Below are 18,574 nucleotides of genomic sequence, written 5' to 3'. Positions count from 1 at the left end.
TCACAACCGTTTGCACTGCGCACGTCAGGCATCCCGCATGAGTGAGACTTCCCCCACCCCAAGCTCCCAATGCACCCGCTGCGGCGATGCGCTGCCCCCCGGCTACCAGCCCGGTCTCTGCCCCGTGTGCCTGATGGACTTGGCCATGCGCCCGACCCACGATGACACGCTGCCCGTCGCCCCGCCGCAGAAGCCGCTCTCGCCCGAGGAATTGGCCCCACACTTCCCGCAGCTCGAAATCATGGAATGCATCGGCCGAGGTGGCATGGGCGTGGTGTATAAAGCCCGGCAGAAAACGCTCGACCGTCTCGTGGCGCTGAAGCTGCTGGCGCCGGAGCAGAAAAAGGACGCCGCCTTCGCCGAGCGCTTCGCCCATGAGGCACGCGCCCTCGCCGCGCTAAATCATCCCAGCATCGTCACCGTGCATGACTTCGGCGAGTCCGGCGGTTTCTTCTACCTCCTCATGGAATACGTGGACGGGGTGAACCTCCGCCAGGCCATGCGCGGTTCCCACCTCAGCGCCGAGCAGGCGCTCGCCATCGTGCCGCCCATTTGCCAAGCGCTGCAATACGCTCATGAGCACGGCATCGTGCACCGCGACATCAAGCCGGAAAACCTGCTGCTGGACAAAGGCGGCCGCGTCATGATCGCCGACTTCGGCATCGCCAAAATGATGGGCGGTGGAAAAACGGTGGCGGAAGAAACTCAGTCCGGCACCGCCCCCCACAGCACCATGGTGGCCGGCACGCCCGAGTACATGGCGCCGGAGCAGCGCACCGCCTCGGCCACCGCGGATCACCGCGCGGACATTTATTCCCTCGGCGTGGTCTTGTATGAACTGCTCACCGGCAAGCGCCCGCCCAGCACGCTCGAACTCCCCCTCCAGGAGGCCGGCACCAAAACCCTGCTGGACGAGATCGTCCGCCGCGCGCTGCAGGTGGACCCCGCCCAGCGCTACCAGACCGTCGCCGAGCTCCAGCAGCATCTCGCCACGCTTTCAAACCCTCCGGCGGAGATGACGGTGCATCCACGCGAGACCTACCAGCGCTGGTTCTGCTGGCTGCTGCGCGCAGCGGGCGTCGTGTGCGCCTGTTACGGCGTTACCCGGTTGGTGAAGACCGAGGTCATGCGCAGGTCTGTTGTCATCCCTCCATGGCTGAACCTTTCGCTGCTGTTCTTCATCGCCGCAGGGGTGCTCATTGTCCACGCCCGCTGGCTCACGCGCATCAGCTACCGGCCGCTCCTTCTGACGCCACGCGTGCACACAGAAGTTGCCGGTCTGGCGCTCCGCCTCGCAGGCCTCTTTGGCGTGGGAAAGGCCCTGGCCATGCTGCGGATTTCCTGGCTTCAGAGCGACCTCATCAGCCTGATTTTGGGAGTGCTGCTGCTCGGCCTCAGTCTCGCGCTCTTCCGCTTTGAGCATGCCCTGGCTCCCATGGCCTACGCCATCCCATCCTGGAGGCCCCTGCCCTATGCCGACACCCCGCGCAGACGCCACATCTCCGGCCATGCGATGGTCGGCGCCCTGCTGCTGACCTACCTGCTGGTGTTGTTCTCCGCCTTCATAAAGCTGCTGCACCGCAAGGTCGGTTATGAGGCAGGCATGGATCTGAGCGTCGGCCTGCTGCAAACACTGGCCTTCTGGGGCTGCGTCACCGCCATGGCCAGCACTCTGGGCTGGGCGGCGGTGAATCTCATCCGCGGCTCGGCAGGTCGTCTCTACGGCCTGGGACTCGCGTGCGCCGTCGCTCTAGCTCTGCCGCTCTACCTTGGTTTCATCCTCCTTGTCTTCCTCGTTTACAGGACCGCGACGAATCTCTCCCTCTCCTTCATCACCCTCCCGGATGGCAGCGTGGTGGAGGATTTGTCACGACATCCCGCCATGCTGGCCGCCGCCGTTGCCGTCGCACTGGCCGCTTGCCTCGCGTGCTGGTTGTGGGTCTGGAAAAAACTGCGCGCCTTGCCCCGCCCGCTGCCAGGCGGCCCGCTCCGTCCGCGCACCGCCTTTTCCTTCGCCGGCGGTCTCGCCTTCGCCACCCTGCTCGTGGCCATGTACTCGCTCACCACGCGCATGCTTCCGCCGCCTCCCAAAATCGCCGAACCTTCCAGCCCCGCCATGTCCCCGGCGCAGGCGCCGGTTCCGGCTACGGGCAGTTCCTTCAGCAAGCCTCAGCCCAACACCCCGCTGCCTCCCTATGAGCCCCGCTTTGCCCGGCACGTGGAGCGTCAGCTAAACCTCCGCCTCTTCATCCACGGCTACAGTCACACGCTGCCCCAGGGCTCGCTAAAGCTGCCACCCGACCGCCGCATGATGACCCTGAAACTCCCCAACCTCAGGGACGACGAAGGCCGCCACACGCTCAATGGCTCCCTGCTCCTCTCCCGCAATGAAGAGTCACTCCTCGTCATGAGCGAAAAAGCCATGCCAGAGATGCGCTTCACCGTCTCCCAGCGGACCGAGGAAGCTTTGCCCAAAGAAATGGTGATTCCCATTCCCCAGGCAGGCACCCGCTGCCTCGGCAGCCTGTTCGGCGGCTATCTCATCGAGTCTTCCGCAGACCTGCAGCAGCACCTCCAAACTCACCCCGACACCCTCACCGCCGAAGACACCACCTGGCTGCGCCAGCACCACGCAGACCTCATGGTGCAGGCAAATGAAGACGGCACCATGGCCCTGCGCATCTTCGGTGGCAGCGCCGTCCCCGTGCTTCATACCCTCCCCGCAAACTCCGACTGGCTCCAGCTCTCCGACCGCGAATTCGCCAAGTCACTCGTCAAAGCCTACGCCTCCATCCCCGCCGAAGGAAGCTCCGCTCTCGTCCGCGAGCAATCACCCGCCCTCCTCGCCTTCGCCACCCGCACCCACTGCGGCCTCATGGAAAACCTCGGCCCATCCAAGCCCGGAGCCAAAGACGCCCGCATCCGCTACGTACGCCTCACCTTCAATCCCTTCCGCTAAGGAAACGCTGAACAATTCAGCATCGCAGTTCTGAAGCGAGGCGAAAGCAGCCGAAGGCAACATGAATAATCGTAGAGCCTTGATTCAAAAGGTCTTCTCTGCGGTCTTCTAATCTCTTGCGGTGTTAAATCAGTGTTTCCCTAAAGCCCCTCGCTGTGCGGTCTCTTTACTCCCACCCGCGCAGCTTCACATGCACCTGCGCCACTCGGCCCATGTAGTGGTCCATCGAAAAATCCTTCGCCGCCTTCAGCATGTGCGCCTTCGCCTTCACATCATCACCCGTCGCTTCGAAATACAGCCCCAGATACAAATGCGCGAAGCAGCGGTGGTTGCGCAGCCGCTCACCCGCGCCCTCCTCCGCCGCCTTCAGCACCGCCTCCTCGCTCCCCTTCCCCGCAAACAGCTCATGCACCTCCTTCATCGGGATCCGGCTGTCTCCCTCGATGGGAATGAAGACCTTTCTTGCTGCCTCCACACCCTCCCCTTTGGCGATGCACAGGAAATGCCACGCCGCATTCTCCACATCATTCCCGTTCACTGTTTGATGCACTTCAAACTGCTCGCGCCCGCCCTTGAAATCACCCGCATAGTACAGCGCCAGCCCCCGCTGCCATAATTGCGGCTTTGCGTCCGGCACCAGCGTGATGAGCTTGTCAAACGCCGCCACCGATTCCTTCGGCTTCGCCGCAAAGAACAGCTCCACCCCCTGCTGAAACAGCGCATCAGGCGTTTCATTTTTCTCCTGCGCGACGGCATGGGAGAGCAGAGCAGTCAGCAGCAGTGGGAGGGAAAGCAGGCGTTTCATGGTATGCAACATACGTGGGCCGCGGCGCAGTTCTGCGCAAGGCCGAGATCAGCACCGGAATCTCCAGCCTGGCTATGCCACATGAAAATACTGCCGCAGCGCTGCGAGGCACTCCGGCATCCACACCAGCGGGAGCGGCAGGATCAGCGCCAGATCTGCCAGCACCCGATAGGCGTCCGCAGACACCCGCCTGTGCCATCCATACACCAGATAATTCAGCGTCATCACACCACAGCCCGCATAGATCATGAGCAGCCCGCGCAGGCTCTGCTCCACCACACCGCCGCTCACCAGCACCAGCAAGGTCATGAAGCACGCCAGCGTGCCGGCCAGCATCAGCGGCTCCCTTGACCTGCCAGTCACACTCGCACTTCCGGCCCCTCTCTCCTCCTCCGCCTCATGCCTCGAGATCATCTGCAGATTGCACGCAAACAGCAGCGCCAGCAGCATGCACTCCAGCACCGGCTCCTTGATCGTCTCCGGCATCGCAAAAAACCGCGTGCTCGTCGTGCACCCCATCGCAAACAGCAGCGCCGCCGTCAGCTCCTTCGGCAGCACATGCCCCATGCGCACATCCAGCTGCCGCAGAAAGGACAGCACCATCACCCCCAGCACCAGCAAACTCAGCACCAGCCGCGATCCGCTCGGCAGCGGCATCCGTGACACCAGCATGATGCCCCCCAGCCCCGCACAGCACACAAACACATCCCGCACGATGCGGCTGCCCTGCGCCGACCATGACGCCAGATACAGCGCCACCAGCAGCGCCAGCCCCACCGCCTGCCATAGCACGCCTTCCGGGATCACCCACAGCGCCAGCCAACCCAGCGCCACGAGGGCCAGCGGGATCACACCCCACAGCAGCACGCGCCGGTGGCGGTGGTAAAACTGGTGCCGCACATCCAGCTCCGCCACATTCTTCACCGCATACGTGTCCAGCGTGCGGTCCAGCAGGTACACCACCCAGCACGCCAGCCCCAGCCCCACACTCAGCATCGGCGTCAGCCGGATGCCATGCGCATGCGCCAGCGCCGCCTGCCACAGCACCGCCACCAGCGGCGCCTCGAGGCTCAGCACATGCGGCCACAGCCACCACGGCGTGGGCTTCGCAGCAGGCGCATTCTCACTGTCTGGGGTCTCGGCAGTCAAGACCTGCTCTTTAGTGCGCCACAGATGAAGTGGAAAGGGAAAAACAGATTCCTGGAACAGAGAACTGCGCGTTCCCCCAAATCTGCCGCCCACTTCAAACTTGAGACCTAAAACTTGAAACTTTTCCCCTAATCTTCCCTCCCCATCCGAAGTGAGGTTGCCATGCGAACCGCACGCGACACCTTGCGCCACCCCCACTCATGATTGGCGACGACTACTTCGAACTCCGTTCCCGCATCGGCACAGACCTCCTTGCTCTCGCCGCCGCTCAGCGCGAGGCCGGCGGCGATCCCGAGTCTGCCGCCATCCTCGACAATCTCATCGCCTCCCTCAAGGAGCCCTTCGTCTTCGTCGTCGTTGGCGAGGTCAATGTCGGCAAGTCCACCTTCCTCAATGCCCTCTTCGGCCAGGACTTCTCCAGCACCGGAGTCGTCCCCACCACCGGCAAGATCCTCTTCTTCCGCCACGGCCCCGAGCACAGCGTCGTCCCCGTCACCCCCACGCTCGATGAAGTTTACGCCCCGGTGGACTTCCTCCGCGACTTCCACATCGTCGACACTCCCGGCACCAACTCCGTCGAAAACGAGCACCAGCTCATCACCGAGCGCTTCGTCCCCATCGCGGACCTCGTCATCTTCGTCTTCTCCGCCATGAACCCCTGGGGCGCCTCCGCCTGGCAGTTCCTGGAAAAAGTTCACCGCGAGTGGATGCGACACGTCATCTTTGTCCTTCAGCAAAGCGACCTCCGCAGCCCCGAAGAGATCCAGGTCATCACAGACTACATGGGCCAGCTCACCCGCCAGCGCTTCGGCCGCGATTTCCCCCTCTTCGCAGTCTCCGCCAAGAAAGCCTTCCTCGCCCGCGGCGCCGGCATCGAGCGCGAGCGCCTTCTCCAGGACTCCGGCTTTCACGCCCTGGAGGCCCACATCTCCTCCATCGTCCGGCACAATGCCGCCCGCCTCAACAAGCTCGCCAGCACCATGCGCCTCGCACGCCAGATCCTGGACAGCATGAAAGAGCGCTTCATCGCCGGCATGCAGCTCTCCAAGCGCAAGATCGTCGTCCTCCAGGATCTCCAAAACGAGCGCGAGCTCCAGGTTGACCGCACCCTCAAAAAAATACTCCCCGCCCTAGACGCCACCGAGCGCGACTACCACGAGTCCGTCATGCGCGTCGCCGGCCTCGCCCAGGACGCCCTCGCCACCCGCAAAGCCTTCCAGCGTAAAGACGCCGAAGACGAAGACACCAGCGACTCCGCCCCCCGCCCCCAGAGCCTGGACCACCGCCTCTTCCAGGAGCTTCAGCACCGCACCGGCGACCGCTGGCGCCAGGTCTCCCTCGTCCTCGAAGAAGACGTCCACCAGTTCGAGCGCTTCCTCTACGCCCAGGGCCGCGGCATCCTCTTCCCCACAGACGTCACCCTCCCCTCCCACGACTACGGCGAAGAAGACAGCGAGCTCCGCCGCCGCTTCGGCACCCATGTAGACTCCTCTCTCCGCCGCTTCGTCATCGGCCTCAAGCTCGACGAAGACATCGAGCCCGGCCTTGAAAACGCCCGCGTCACCGCCCGCTGGCTGCCCCGCCTCATCCTCCCAGTCATCCTCGCAACCGGCCTCAGCGGCTGGTTTGACGGCCCCATCAGCGCCGCCATCGCCCTCGGTGCCGGCCTCCTCCTGCTTGCCGTCGTTTACCTCCTCACCCAGGTCCGCCTTGCCAACGCCCGCAACGCCATCCTCGACAAACTAGAGGAATCCTCCGTCAAGCTCCGCGAAATGCTCTCAAAGCAGGTCACCGACGACGTCACCACCGCCTTCACCAAGTTCCTCGACACCCTCAACCCCGCCCAGGCCACCGCCGCCCACATCGAACGCGAGCAGTCCGCCCAAGTCGAGCGCCTCCGCCTCCTCGCCGACTCCTTCGACGTCCTCGACCACCAGATCCGCGTCCTCACCCCCGCAGGGAAGTAGAGTTGACGATAGTTTACAGTCGTTGACCGTTGTTGACAGTAGTTGGCCGGAAGCAGAGACGCCCTCGGCACCTGGGAAAATCGTGTCCTCAGCCCTCCTCGCACCCTCTGGATTCCCCAAACAACCGTCAACCACTGTAAACTCCGGCCCTCCCCATCCCCCTTTCCGTTTATTCCGTGTCTTCCGTAGGCACTCAAATCTGGAAAATCTCTGCGTTCTCCAAATCTTTGCGGTGCAAATCTCCGGCCATCCCTTTGCAAAAACCAACGCCCTCTTTCCCACACAAATTCTTCCGGCACCCTCCGTTCCACAATCAAGCACCTTGAGTTCCGGTCCTCTGCGTTTTTCCAATCTCTCGCGGTGTAAAAAATCAGCCCCTTCCCACTCCCCCACCCCCCTTAGCTCCCCGTCCCCCAAACTTTTTTCCCCTCTTTCCCCTCTTTCGGCCATCCCCCTCCGGAAACTCCGGCAAACAACGGTTCAGCCACCGTCAACAACCGTCAACCACTGTAAACTTCCCCCTTCTTCCCGTGTCCCCCTCGGAGCTCAAGACCGCCCTCATCGCCCAGGCCCGTGCCCTCGGCTTTGACGACTGCCGCATCGCCCCCGCGCAGCCCGCCGCCCATCGCGCCCTCTTTGAGCAATGGATCGCCGAAGGCAAGCACGGCGACATGGCATGGCTCGCCCGCAATCCCGAACGCCGCACCGACCCGACCCTCGTCCTCCCCGGCGCCAAAAGCGTCATCGTCCTCGCCCTCAACTACTACCAAGGCGGCAGCGCCTATCCTTCCTCTGAATTGGATGGCCGCAAAGAGGCGCAAAGAGGCGCAAAAGAAGAATCCACCACCGTCCCCGTAGCAGACGCCCCGCCATCTCCCACCGCCCCCATTCCGTACTGGGAGCGCCGGTATCCTACCGGCTCCGAAACCCCCGCCACATCCCCCAGCTCCGAACCAAATAGCCACCAGGAGCCGCCCCCAGCCTCCGGCCAACCACCGTCAACCACCGTCAACAACGGTCAACCACCGTCAACCCCGTTCCGAATAGCGCGCTACGCCTGGAACAACGACTACCACGACCTCATCGAAGCCAAGCTCCGCACCCTCTCCGACTTCCTCACCGCCCACGGCGGCACCCAGCGCCCCTACGTCGATACCGGCCCCGTCCTCGAGCGCGACTTCGCCAGCGAATCCGGCCTCGGCTGGGGCGGCAAAAGCACCATGCAGATCCACCGCCACCTCGGCACCTGGTTCTTCCTCGCAGACATCCTCACCACCCTCGATCTCCCCCCGGACACCCCCGCCACAGATCACTGCGGCAAATGCACCCGCTGCATCACCGCCTGCCCCACCCAGGCCATCACCGCCCCGCGTCGCATGGACGCCCGCCGCTGCATCTCCTACCTCACCATCGAGAGCAAAGGCCCCATCCCCCTCGAGTTCCGCCACGCCATCGGAGATCGCATCTACGGCTGCGACACCTGCCTCGACGCCTGCCCCTGGAACCGCCACGCCCAGGCCTCCAATGAGGCCACCTTCCAGGCCCGCACCACCATATTTGCGCACACCCTCCGCGACTTCCTCACCCTCACCGACGACACCTTCCGCGCCCTCTTCGCCAAATCCCCCATCAAGCGCATCAAACGCCCCGCCTTCCTCCGCAACGTCTGCGTCGCCCTCGGCAACACCGGCACCCCCGCCGACCTCCCCGCCCTCCAGCAAGCCGCCACCGACGTACACCCTCTCATCTCCGAACACGCCCAATGGGCCATTCAGGAGATACAGACGCGAGCAGAGTCCGGCTGCCACCCCCCACAAGCCTCCCCCAAGGCCATCCAGGAACCCCATGCCCACCACCCGTAATCGCAGCATTTTTGCCCCTCCGGAATCCCGCACCCAGCGGCGTTTTGCAGTCCCGGCTTCCCCGAACTTTATAGCCTAGGCGCAAAAGGAAAGCCGCTCCGGAACCCAGCGCCTCACAAGCGTGGCCCGCAATCTGCATCCCCCACCCTGCAACCATGCCCCTCCTCCGCTACCTCCGTCACCTCTCCACCGCCCGCATCATCCTCTGGTGCTACTTCATCTGGTGGGTCGTCAGCATCATCCATCACTTTGATTCCACCCCGCGCATCTGGCTCACCTCCCTCGGCCTCAGCGCCATCATCGGCGCCGCTCTCATTCTCAGCACACGCCCGTCCTCCGGCACCGCCGCCACCCAAACCGACCCCTGGGTCATCTTCCGGCTGTTCCTCATGCCCTTCTGCGTGTCCAGCTTCGCCGCACTCGTCAAAGACGCCGGCTACATCCTCATCTTCCCTCCATCCCTCCAGGAAAACGCTGTCGGCATCACCTTGATCCTCATCTTCCTCCTCACCGTCCGCATCATTCAAAAACACACGCCACGCGCTGCTCCGTAGTGGTGCGGGCACTCCTGCCCTCACCTCGCCAAAGCCCGGCGTTCCCCCCTCACGCCTCCGGCAGCCGCACCACAAACACACTCCCCTTCCCCACCTCGCTCCTCACGCTCACGCCACCGCCGTGTGCTTCCACCAGCGCCTTCACGATCGACAGCCCCAGCCCGCTCCCCCCATGCGCCCGCGAGCGCGCTTTATCCACGCGATAAAATCTCTCAAACAAATGCGGCAGATGTTCCGCGGAAATGCCTCCCCCTGTGTCGATCACCTCGATCTCGATCCACGGCCGCAGCTGGGACACCCGCACCGTCACACTCTCCCCTGCCGGCGTGTAGCGCAGCGCGTTTTCGATCAGGTTCAGCATCACCCGGTCCAGCGCCATCCGGTCCCCGTTCACACTCAGCGGCCCCTCGCTCCCGTCTTCATGCCGCAGCAGGATGCGCCGCTCCTCCGCCAGCGCCTGCAGCTTCGCCACCACGCCGCTGCACAGCTCGCTCACGTTCACCAGCTCCCGCTGCGCCAGCGCCTCCCCCACGTCCACATGCGCCAGCGCCAGCATGTTCTCCGTGAGGCGTGAGAGCCGCTCGATCTCCTCCCGGTTGCTCACCAATACTTCGCGATACTCCTCCGCAGTCCGCGGCTTCCGCAGCGCCACCTCGATCTCCCCCCGCAGCACGGTCAGCGGTGTGCGCAGTTCGTGGGATGCATCCGCGGTGAACCGCTGCTGCGCCGCATGCGCCCCCTCCAGCCGGTCCAGCAGTTGGTTGAAGGACGCCGCCAGCGCGGCCAGCTCCGCATCATCCGCAGGCACAAACAACCGGCGCAGGCCCAGCTCCGCGCTGCTGAGTCCGCGTGCCGCTTCCTCCAGATTTGCCACCGAGCGCAGCCACTGCCGGCTCAGGTGCCACGCCGCCACACCTCCAGCCGCCAGCACCACCATACCACACCCTACCAGCCACGCCAGGAGCCGCCTTTCACGGGCGTGCACGCTGTCCAGCGGGATGAGCGCCTGCGCATACAGCGCCACCGGATCCCCCCACAGCTCACGCCGCGGATGCGTCGCCACTCGATAGGCACGCCCATCGGCATGCAGCGTCTCGATCACCGCATTCCCGGCAGGATGCTCCGAGCGGCGCGCCTCATCGCTCAGCGGAATCGCTTGCGCGAGATTGCTCGACTTGCCCGCAAAGCTCCCGTCCGCCGCAAAGACCTGCAGCATGAAGTGCCGCTCCTGAACCTGCACCTCCTGCTCGATCCACGGCTCAATCCGGTTCCTCACCGGCGCTACCAGCCTTCCAAGCAGCGTCGCTTTGGAGCGCAGGAAATCATCCAGATCATTCGTCATCGCCTCCCGCGCCACCAGCCACACGATGACACCAAATACCAGCAACGCCGCCGCCAGCAACGCCGTGAAACCAACGAACAGCCTGGCGCGGAGAGATCTCATGTCGATTGCAGCAGGTAGCCCGCGCCACGCACGGTTTGGATCAGCGCCGGGGAGAAGCCACGGTCGAGCTTCTCCCTCAGATGGTAAACCGTGACTTCGATCACATTGCTCGGCGTGTTCGGCAGATCTTCCCACACCGTTTCCGCCAGTTCCGCCCGCGTCACCACATTCCCTGCACGCCTCAGCAGATGCGCCAGCACCCCGAATTCCTTGGAGGAAAGCGTCACGAGCTTCCCACCGCGCGTCACGCGCCGCGCCCGCAGATCCACCTGCACGTCCGCCGCATGCAGCAGCGCACACTCTTCCGTAATGCTCCGCCGCAGCAGCGCACGCACGCGCGCCAGCAGTTCCGCAAAGGCAAAAGGCTTCACCAGGTAATCATCCGCTCCGAGGTCGAGCCCCTGCACGCGGTCGCCCACGCCATCACGCGCCGTGAGCATCAGCACCCGTGTGGACATTCCCCCACCCCTCAGTTCTCGCAGCACGGAGAATCCATCCCGCAGCGGCAGCATCACATCCAGGATGATGAGGTCAAAGCCTCCCGCACGCGCCTTTGCCAGTCCAGCCTCTCCATCTGCCGCCGTCTCCACGCTGAAGCCCTCCTCCCGCAGCCCGCGTTCAATGAAGCGGGCCACTTTGGTTTCATCTTCGATGACGAGGAGGCGCATGCAGTCCAAGAAACGCGGCGATGCCGGTCATGAAAACCGTTATTTCTTCTCCAGCACCATAAGGAACTGCCCGGCCTGCGGGTTCGTTTGCAGCTTGGTGGGGCGGCTGGAGTTCGGATTGTCGTTCGCCGAGCACCATTTCAAGGTCTTGCTGTCGAGGTCAAAGATGCCCTCATACTTTTTACCGGCAAACTGCCCTTCCGTGCCAGTGGCGTCGATTCGCTTGCCCGAGATCTTGTACGTTCCCGCACCCATCTCTCGATTCCCCTGCGGATTGGAAGCGGTGATTTTATCCGCCGTGATTACCAGCCGGATGTCCCCATGCTTCGAGCCATCGCTGTCCGCCATGAAGCCATCCCATGTGCCAATGAGCTGTTTCTTCACATCGTCCTTGTCCGATCCTTTCTCATCCGCCTTCGCCGCCGCAGGCTTTGTGGCAGCCGCCCCCTGCTCTTTGACAAAGGTCTGATCAGCCTCGCTCAGGCGTGCCAGTGGCAGCTGCAGCGTGCCGCCATTTCCCGTGCGCACCACCACCGCACTTCCCTGCACACTGATAAAATCACCCTCCAATGTTCGGCCCGTCTGCGCCTCCGTCCAGGTGCGGGACTGAAGACTCGACAGGGCGCAAAAATAGAGGCTGACGTGAAGCAGAAGCGTTTTCATGACGGTGCGAAGAAGGTTCCCCACCCCCATGCATCGCGATAATTAAAATCACTTCATCTTCCTCCACTCACGCCGCCATCGGCACCCCATAGGGCAGGATGTCGGGTATCGGGGAGAACTCTCGGATCTTCGTCCACAGGGATGAGTAGTCCTTGTTCACATCGCCAGACAGGCAGTCGGTGATCTCGTCACCGGCGTCCGGATATTTCATCACCACATCCTTGAAGGAAAAATTCGGATTGTAGAAGGCATACACCAGCTTGCGCATGTTATCGATGCCCTGGCGCATGAGCTCGGCGTATTCGGCAAAGCGCTCCGGCGAAAGATCACCCGCCACCAGGGCCTCGTGCACCGCCTCTCCCGCCAGCACGCCGCTCTTCAATGCCAGCATCACACCGCTGCTGAACACCGGATCCAGAAACGCAAACGCATCCCCCACCAGCAGCAGGCCCGGCGAGGCGCCGTACTTCGAGTGGCGTGAATACTCGCTCGTGATCCAGTATTCGCCCGTGGAAACCCCCGTCGAAAGGTGATCCTTGATCCACTGGTTCTCACCAATCTCACGTTCAAACATCGCCTTCGGGTCCTTCACGCCTCCGCGGCTCAGATACTTGCCCTCGGCAACGACGCCGACGCTCACCATGTCATCATGCATCGGAATGTGCCAGAACCAGCCCTTGTCCGGCACGAAAGCGATCGTCGTCGCCCCTTCATCCAGGCCTGCTTCGCGCTTCGAGCCCTTGTAGTAAGTCCACACTGCCACCTTGTTGAGATAGGGGTCACCCACACGCCAGCCCTCGCGTACGGAGGCAAAGGCTTCCTTGCCCGAGGCATCGATCACCAGCTTGGCCAGCAGGTGCTCCTTGCTGCCGTCCTTGTTCTGCACCGCCACGCCGATTACCCGGCCGCTGTCATCCTTGAGCAGTTGCGTCACCGTCGTCTCCTCGCGCACCGTGGCACCCTTGCCGCGCGCGTGCTCCATCAGCATCTGGTCAAACTCCGAGCGCATCACCTGCCACGTCTGCGCCACCGTCTCCCGGTCATAGCGGTTGTAAAAATAAAAGGGCTGCGAGCGCCGACCATCAGGCTGCACAAAGCTCACGCTGAACTTCTTCATGAAGTGCGACTTCTTCATCGTCGGAATCAAACCCAGCCGCTCCAGCGGTCCAAAGGTGAACGGAATCAACGACTCCCCCACATGATAGCGCGGAAACTTCTCCCGCTCCAGCACCAGCACTTTATGGCCGTATTCCGCAAGAATGGCTGCAGTGCTCGTTCCGGCCGGACCGCCGCCGATGATGATGACTTCGTGGGTGCTGTTCATGGTTCGTAGGAATACGTAGTTAATACAACAAGAGTTACTTCAAATCACCCGCACCGCCACCATGCACGTCCATGCCCATGATGGCAAAAATGCGGTCACGCGCTGAAAGATAGCCGGGAGAATCCAGGTCACGCGGCCGCGGCAGGTCCACCCTGACCTCCTCGGCCACAGTGGCCGGGCGCCTGCTCATCACCACCACGCGGTCCGCCAGCTGCACCGCTTCCTCGATGTCATGAGTCACGAACAAGATCGTCTTCTTCTCCGCCTGCCAGATGCGGATGAGGTCCGCACGCATCTTCAAACGCGTGATGAAATCCAGCGCCCCAAACGGTTCATCCATGTAAAGGACATCCGCATCCGCTGCCAAAGCACGGGCGATCTCCACCCGCTGCCGCATGCCGCCTGACACCTCACGTGGGTAGGATTTCTCAAATCCTGTCAGGCCCACCATTCCAATGTAGTGCGCCACCCGCTCGGCACGTTCCGCAGCCGGCCGCGACATGAGCCCAAAACCAATGTTGTCCTCCACCGTCAGCCACGGAAACACCCCGTTTTCCTGAAACACAAAGATGCGGCGCGGATCAGGCCCGTTCACCGTCTCTCCCGCCACCTTCACCTCCCCCTGCGTCTCTTTGAAAAAGCCACCGATGATGTTCAGCAGCGTCGATTTGCCACAGCCAGAAGGGCCCACAACACAGACGAACTCGCCTGCGTTCACATCCAGATTCACGCGCTCCAGCACATGCACCTGTTCGCCAGATTTCTTGCCCGGGAATGACTTCCAGCAGTCCCGCACGTGGATGAGTGATTTATCTTTGTCCATAGCCCCATTTCACCTCGTCAAATTTTTCCAGCTGCCGGATCAGCAGGTCCAGCACCAGTCCGATCAAACCAATCATCACCATGCCTGCAACCACCAGGTCGTAGCGTTTGCCGGCGTTACGCGCATCGATGATGAGATAACCCAGCCCGCTGTTCACGGCGATCATTTCCGCCGCCACCACCACCAGCCAGGCGATGCCCAGGGCAATGCGAATCCCGGTGATGATCTGCGGCAGCGCGGCAGGCAGAATCACCCGCCGGAACAGCTGCGGCCCCTTGATGCCAAAGTTCTGTGCCGCACGCAGGTAAACGAGCTGCATGTTCTGCACCGCCGCCATCGATGACACCGTGATCGGAAACACACTCGCCAGGAAAATCAGGAAAACGGGAGCCGTGTCATCAATCCCAAACCAAAGAATTGCCACGGGAATCCACGCAATGGGCGAGATCGGACGCAAAATCTGGATCATCGGATTCAGCGCCTGAAACGCCGGCTTGAACCAGCCGAGGATCAAACCCAGCGGCACCCCCACCAGTACGGCAAGCCCGAAACCCCAGCTCACACGAAAGAGCGAAGCCACGATGTATTTGAGCAGCAGTCCTTTCTCGAACAGCTCTTGGATGCCCTTTACCACCTCCATGGGTGTCGGAAAAAGATCACTGCCAGACAGGCGGACGAGCGAGTGCCACACGATCAGAAAAATCACCGCAGTGGTCAGCGGCAGGAGGACGGAAGAAAAACGCTTCATGCTTGGGTCAGTTTATTTCCTCGGCGGCACTTCTCCACCTTTCAGCCCCTCATAGGAGGACGCTTTCACCTGCGCATCATCCGGCACAAAAGAGGCGTCTGTGTAGTCTTCAAAAATCACATCTTTTTGAATGACCCCCGCCTCGAGCGCCAGTGCCTCGATCTCCTCAAAGTCCGCCTTCCGCAGCGCCAGATTCGTGTATTTTACGCGGTCCGGCGGCTTGCTCAGCACAAACTCCAGCAGGCGCGGGTGCTGGTTGTAGTAGTTCTTCGCCACAAACTTCGCTGCATCCATGCGGTGGTCCATTGTCTGGTCCAGCCACTTGCCGCTGCTCGCGATGCCATCCACCAGACGTTGCACCGTCTCACGGTCATTCTGGATGAAATCCTCCCGCACCGCCAGCACGCAGGAGATGAAGTTTGGCCACACATCCTTCGTCAGGTAAAGCACGCGGCCATACCCGTCGATCTCCGTCTGCCCCATGAAAGGCTCTCCGCTCGTCACCGCATCCACCGCCTTGGAGTAAAGCGCCGCAGGCATGTCCGGCGGCGGCATCTCCACCAGCTCCACGTCATTGATCGTCATCCCCGCCTGCTTCAGCGCACGAAAAATCAGCAGCCGTTGGTTCGAGTAGCGGTTCGGCACCGCAATCTTTTTGCCACGCAGATCCTCAAAGCGGAAAATCTGCGAATCCTTGTGCACCATCATCGCCGTGCCGTCCCGATGCCCCAGATAAACAATCTTCAGCGGCACCCCCTGCTCCCGCAGCGCCATCGCCATCGGTGCCAGGATGAATGTGGCAGGTGTGTAACCGGAAAGAAACGCCTCCTTCAGTTCCGGCCAGCCGCTGAACCTCACCGGCTCGAACGTGCTCTGTCCCTCGACCTGCTGATTGATGAAATCCGTGACCGGGCATGTCAGGTGGCACGTCACCGGCAGAAACCCGATGCGAAACTTGTCGCCCGTTTTGGATGTGCTCGCCACTTTCGGTGCGAACCACTTCAGGTTCAGCGAACCATGCATGGTCGTGATCAGCGCCAGCCAGAGCGCGCCGCAGATGAATGTAGTTCCAAGAAGTTTCACTTCATACTCTACACCCCATTCGCTCCATATCCAAAATACCCATTCAGCATCTCTTCCATGCCGTTTGGCTATGGATCAGCCGCTTCCAAACGCTGGCGGGATGACAAAACAAAACTTTCCACTTTCTCCCCCGTTTGATAAAAACCAGCCATGAAAACGCCCCTCATTTCTTCGGCCGGCCGCCGTGATTTCATCACCCGCAGTGCGCAAGCCGCCGCCGCGGGCCTCCTCGGCTCCGCCTTCGGCGCTACTTCCCCCGCCACCTCGGAGACCCTCGTCCAGCAGCTCTACGGCAGCATGGACGAAGCCCAGCGCAAAACCCTCTGCTTTGCCTGGAGCGATCCCCGCCGCCTCAAGGTGGACAACAACTGGCACATCACCCCGCAGAAAATCCGCGACGTCCTCAAGCCCGACCAGCAGGAACTCGTGCGCGAGATCTTCGACAAGCTCCACAGCGACGAATACAAATCCGAAGTCTGGCGTCAGTTCGATCAGGACAACAAAGGCGACGGCGGTTTCGGCAGCGCCTCCATCGCCCTCTTCGGCCAGCCCGGCACCAGTCAGTTCGAGTTCGTCCTCACCGGCCGCCACTGCACCCGCCGCTGCGATGGCGACAGCGAAAAAGGCGCAGCCTTCGGCGGCCCCATCTTCTACGGCCACGCCGCCCAGGGCTTCAATGAAAAGCCCGACCACCCCGGCAACGCCTACTGGTATCAGGCCAAGCGCGCCAACGAAGTCTTCAAGGCCCTCGATGGCAAGCAGCGCGAGCTTGCCCTCCTCGGCGAATCCCGCGACGAAGACGGCAACGACACCGTCAAGCTCACCGGCAAAACCAAAGGCCTCGAAGGCATCCCACTCACCGAACTCAGCGCCGACCAGAAAGACCTCGTCAAAAAAGTCATCGCCGACCTCCTCAAACCCTTCCGCCAGTCCGAACGCGAAGAGTCCATGAAATACATCGAAGCCGGCGGCTACGACAATCTCCACATGGCCTTCTTCAAAAACCAGGACGTCGGCAAAGACGGCATCTGGGACGTCTGGCAGATCGAAGGCCCCAACATGGTCTGGTTCTTCCGCGGCGACCCTCATGTGCACTGCTGGGCGCATATCCGCGCGCCGAAGGTGGGGTGATCATTTCCCCGCCTTCACCTCACCCAGCAGCCGCAGCGCCACCTCCACCAGCTTCTCGCCGCTCCCCACTTCATTCCGCGCACTCACCACCTCATAGTTCCCCTGCGGATAAGCCTCACGGTTCGGCACATACCCAATGCTTCCATTCGCCAGCTCGGCGATGAGCGTGGTCTTGAAAGGAGAGGCCTTCTTCAGCGCCAGCCCCAGTTCCACAAAAATCTCTCCTGGCAGCGCCACGATGGCGAGGTCGTCGCTCAGCGCGATCACCTGCACCTCGGCCAGCAGCGGGATGTTTTTCTCCTGCTTCTCCACCGTCTCCAAAATGCATACTGTCTCCGCCATGGGCACGGTGCCGAAGTTTTTCGTAAACATGTTCGCGGCCATGTCCTTCGCCTTGGCGATCTGCTCAGGCGTGTAGCTGCGGCGCTGCAGCGTCACCTGCTCCGAGCGCACGCGGGGCGCGTAGGCGGTGGTGGGCTGCAGCCTGGCCCACGCGGCATCTGAGGCATCCGCCAGCGCAGTACCCAGCTCCAGCGTGGTGCGGCGCTTGCCGGTGATGTAGTCGCCGTGGTTGATGTTCCCACAGCAGCCGTTGGCAAACACAGAGATCATGCCCAGGCCGTGGCGCTCGGTGACGAGCTTCGTAAACACGCCTGGATAATCCGCCGAGATCTTTGTGCCGCCGCCCACGGAGGTGGGATGCATGGCAAAGTTCAGAAACGAAGCCAGCGGCACGGCATCCGCACCTGCGCCATGAAAAGCCACCACACCCACATCGGGATCAATCGGCCCCGCCGGCTTGTCCGTGGCAGGGTTCAGCTTCTGCGGCTGCCAGATCGCCTCCTTCACTCCCTCCCTCAGCACGCGCCGGTTGAAGCTGATGCCCTCCGCTTTCCCCACCGCCACCGAGGCCTTCGCAGGCGTCAGCTTCGCCTTCGCCTCCTTCACCGACTGCGCCACGAGGCCCGGCAGCGCGCTGATGTAGGACACTCCGGCGGGCGAGTTCACCTTCGTGATGTCATCCATCAGCGTGCCACGCGGCTGCTGCGGCCCGGAATGCGTGTGCGTGCCGGAGATCATCACATTATCTCCCTCGATGCCGCACTGCTCCTGGATGACCTTCCGCATCTCCTCCACCAGCGGCCGCACCGTGCCCGAGAGATCCAGCACCACGACGACCGCATGCACGCCATCTTTTTCAAACACCAGCGTCTTCGCATACAGCGGGTCCAGCACGCTCTCCGAACCACGAAACTTGTAATAGCCTCCCAGCGGCGTCCCGTTCTTTGGCGTGATGTCCACCTGCGCGGCTCCCACACGGAAATCGCCGGCTTGGATTTGAGAAACGAAAAGCAGGCAGCAGGCGAGGAGGCGTGTGGTCATGGCACATGTAC

15 protein-coding genes are annotated in these 18,574 nt (G+C 62.4%); 5 read left to right on the top strand and 10 right to left on the bottom strand.

All coding sequences use genetic code 11. The features are described 5' to 3' along the window. The first annotated feature begins 37 nt into the window (after window positions 1-37). A complete protein-coding gene (locus ACILSR_RS09780; RefSeq protein WP_395749577.1) occupies window positions 38-2,959 on the top strand; it encodes a serine/threonine-protein kinase in 2,922 nt (973 codons plus the stop codon). A 166-nt stretch (window positions 2,960-3,125) separates the two neighbouring features. On the opposite strand, the gene ACILSR_RS09775 is transcribed toward ACILSR_RS09780, so the two are convergent. Together ACILSR_RS09775 and ACILSR_RS09770 are read right to left on the bottom strand one after the other, a co-directional pair. Next, window positions 3,126-3,764, bottom strand: coding sequence for a tetratricopeptide repeat protein (locus tag ACILSR_RS09775; protein ID WP_395749576.1), 639 nt, complete (start codon window positions 3,762-3,764; stop codon window positions 3,126-3,128). 72 nt (window positions 3,765-3,836) lie between these two features. Beyond that, window positions 3,837-4,913, bottom strand: a complete 1,077-nt coding sequence (locus ACILSR_RS09770; RefSeq protein WP_395749575.1) for a hypothetical protein — start codon at window positions 4,911-4,913, stop codon at window positions 3,837-3,839. A 200-nt stretch (window positions 4,914-5,113) separates the two neighbouring features. Here ACILSR_RS09770 and ACILSR_RS09765 point away from each other — a divergent pair, with 200 nt between their 5' ends. The 3 genes from ACILSR_RS09765 to ACILSR_RS09755 all read left to right on the top strand — a co-directional run bounded on the left by ACILSR_RS09765 (window position 5,114) and on the right by ACILSR_RS09755 (window position 9,296). Next, window positions 5,114-6,880, top strand: coding sequence for a dynamin family protein (locus tag ACILSR_RS09765; protein WP_395749574.1), 1,767 nt, complete (start codon window positions 5,114-5,116; stop codon window positions 6,878-6,880). A gap of 530 nt (window positions 6,881-7,410) precedes the next feature. Further along, entirely contained in the window at window positions 7,411-8,742 is a 1,332-nt protein-coding gene (queG, locus tag ACILSR_RS09760) for a tRNA epoxyqueuosine(34) reductase QueG (RefSeq protein WP_395749573.1), read from the top strand. A gap of 155 nt (window positions 8,743-8,897) precedes the next feature. Beyond that, window positions 8,898-9,296 (top strand): hypothetical protein, encoded by a 399-nt coding sequence (locus ACILSR_RS09755; protein ID WP_395749572.1) that lies wholly within the window; start codon window positions 8,898-8,900, stop codon window positions 9,294-9,296. A 49-nt stretch (window positions 9,297-9,345) separates the two neighbouring features. Here the strand turns inward: ACILSR_RS09755 and ACILSR_RS09750 are convergent, their stop codons facing one another. The 7 genes from ACILSR_RS09750 to ACILSR_RS09720 form a co-directional block, all read right to left on the bottom strand. After that, on the bottom strand, window positions 9,346-10,740 hold the full coding sequence (locus tag ACILSR_RS09750) for a sensor histidine kinase (protein WP_395749571.1): 1,395 nt from the start codon (window positions 10,738-10,740) through the stop codon (window positions 9,346-9,348). Continuing rightward, window positions 10,737-11,408 (bottom strand): response regulator, encoded by a 672-nt coding sequence (locus ACILSR_RS09745; protein ID WP_395749570.1) that lies wholly within the window; start codon window positions 11,406-11,408, stop codon window positions 10,737-10,739. Before ACILSR_RS09745 ends, ACILSR_RS09750 begins: the two co-directional genes overlap by 4 nt. 39 nt (window positions 11,409-11,447) lie before the next feature. After that, window positions 11,448-12,071 (bottom strand): hypothetical protein, encoded by a 624-nt coding sequence (locus ACILSR_RS09740; RefSeq protein ID WP_395749569.1) that lies wholly within the window; start codon window positions 12,069-12,071, stop codon window positions 11,448-11,450. Window positions 12,072-12,138: 67 nt separating this feature from the next. Further along, window positions 12,139-13,395: an NAD(P)/FAD-dependent oxidoreductase gene (locus ACILSR_RS09735; protein WP_395749568.1), complete on the bottom strand. Its 1,257-nt coding sequence runs from the start codon at window positions 13,393-13,395 to the stop codon at window positions 12,139-12,141. A 34-nt stretch (window positions 13,396-13,429) separates the two neighbouring features. After that, window positions 13,430-14,218, bottom strand: coding sequence for an ABC transporter ATP-binding protein (locus tag ACILSR_RS09730; RefSeq protein ID WP_395749567.1), 789 nt, complete (start codon window positions 14,216-14,218; stop codon window positions 13,430-13,432). Further along, window positions 14,205-14,966, bottom strand: a complete 762-nt coding sequence (locus ACILSR_RS09725) for an ABC transporter permease (protein WP_395749566.1) — start codon at window positions 14,964-14,966, stop codon at window positions 14,205-14,207. Before ACILSR_RS09725 ends, ACILSR_RS09730 begins: the two co-directional genes overlap by 14 nt. A gap of 12 nt (window positions 14,967-14,978) precedes the next feature. After that, window positions 14,979-16,049, bottom strand: a complete 1,071-nt coding sequence (locus tag ACILSR_RS09720; RefSeq protein ID WP_395749565.1) for an ABC transporter substrate-binding protein — start codon at window positions 16,047-16,049, stop codon at window positions 14,979-14,981. Window positions 16,050-16,199: 150 nt separating this feature from the next. On the opposite strand from ACILSR_RS09720, the gene ACILSR_RS09715 reads away from it, so the two are divergent. After that, window positions 16,200-17,180 carry a DUF3500 domain-containing protein gene (locus ACILSR_RS09715; RefSeq protein ID WP_395749564.1) on the top strand — a complete coding sequence of 327 codons (981 nt, stop codon included), beginning with the start codon at window positions 16,200-16,202 and terminating at the stop codon, window positions 17,178-17,180. On the opposite strand, the gene ACILSR_RS09710 is transcribed toward ACILSR_RS09715, so the two are convergent. Further along, on the bottom strand, window positions 17,181-18,563 hold the full coding sequence (locus ACILSR_RS09710) for a neutral/alkaline non-lysosomal ceramidase N-terminal domain-containing protein (RefSeq protein ID WP_395749563.1): 1,383 nt from the start codon (window positions 18,561-18,563) through the stop codon (window positions 17,181-17,183). Between the last annotated feature and the right edge of the window lie 11 nt (window positions 18,564-18,574).

The sequence above is a fragment of the Prosthecobacter sp. genome, assembly GCF_044222565.1.
Taxonomy (GTDB): Bacteria; Verrucomicrobiota; Verrucomicrobiia; order Verrucomicrobiales; family Verrucomicrobiaceae; genus Prosthecobacter.
Note: the sequence above shows the minus strand (reverse complement) of the source record. Positions and strands in the feature narration are given on the sequence as shown.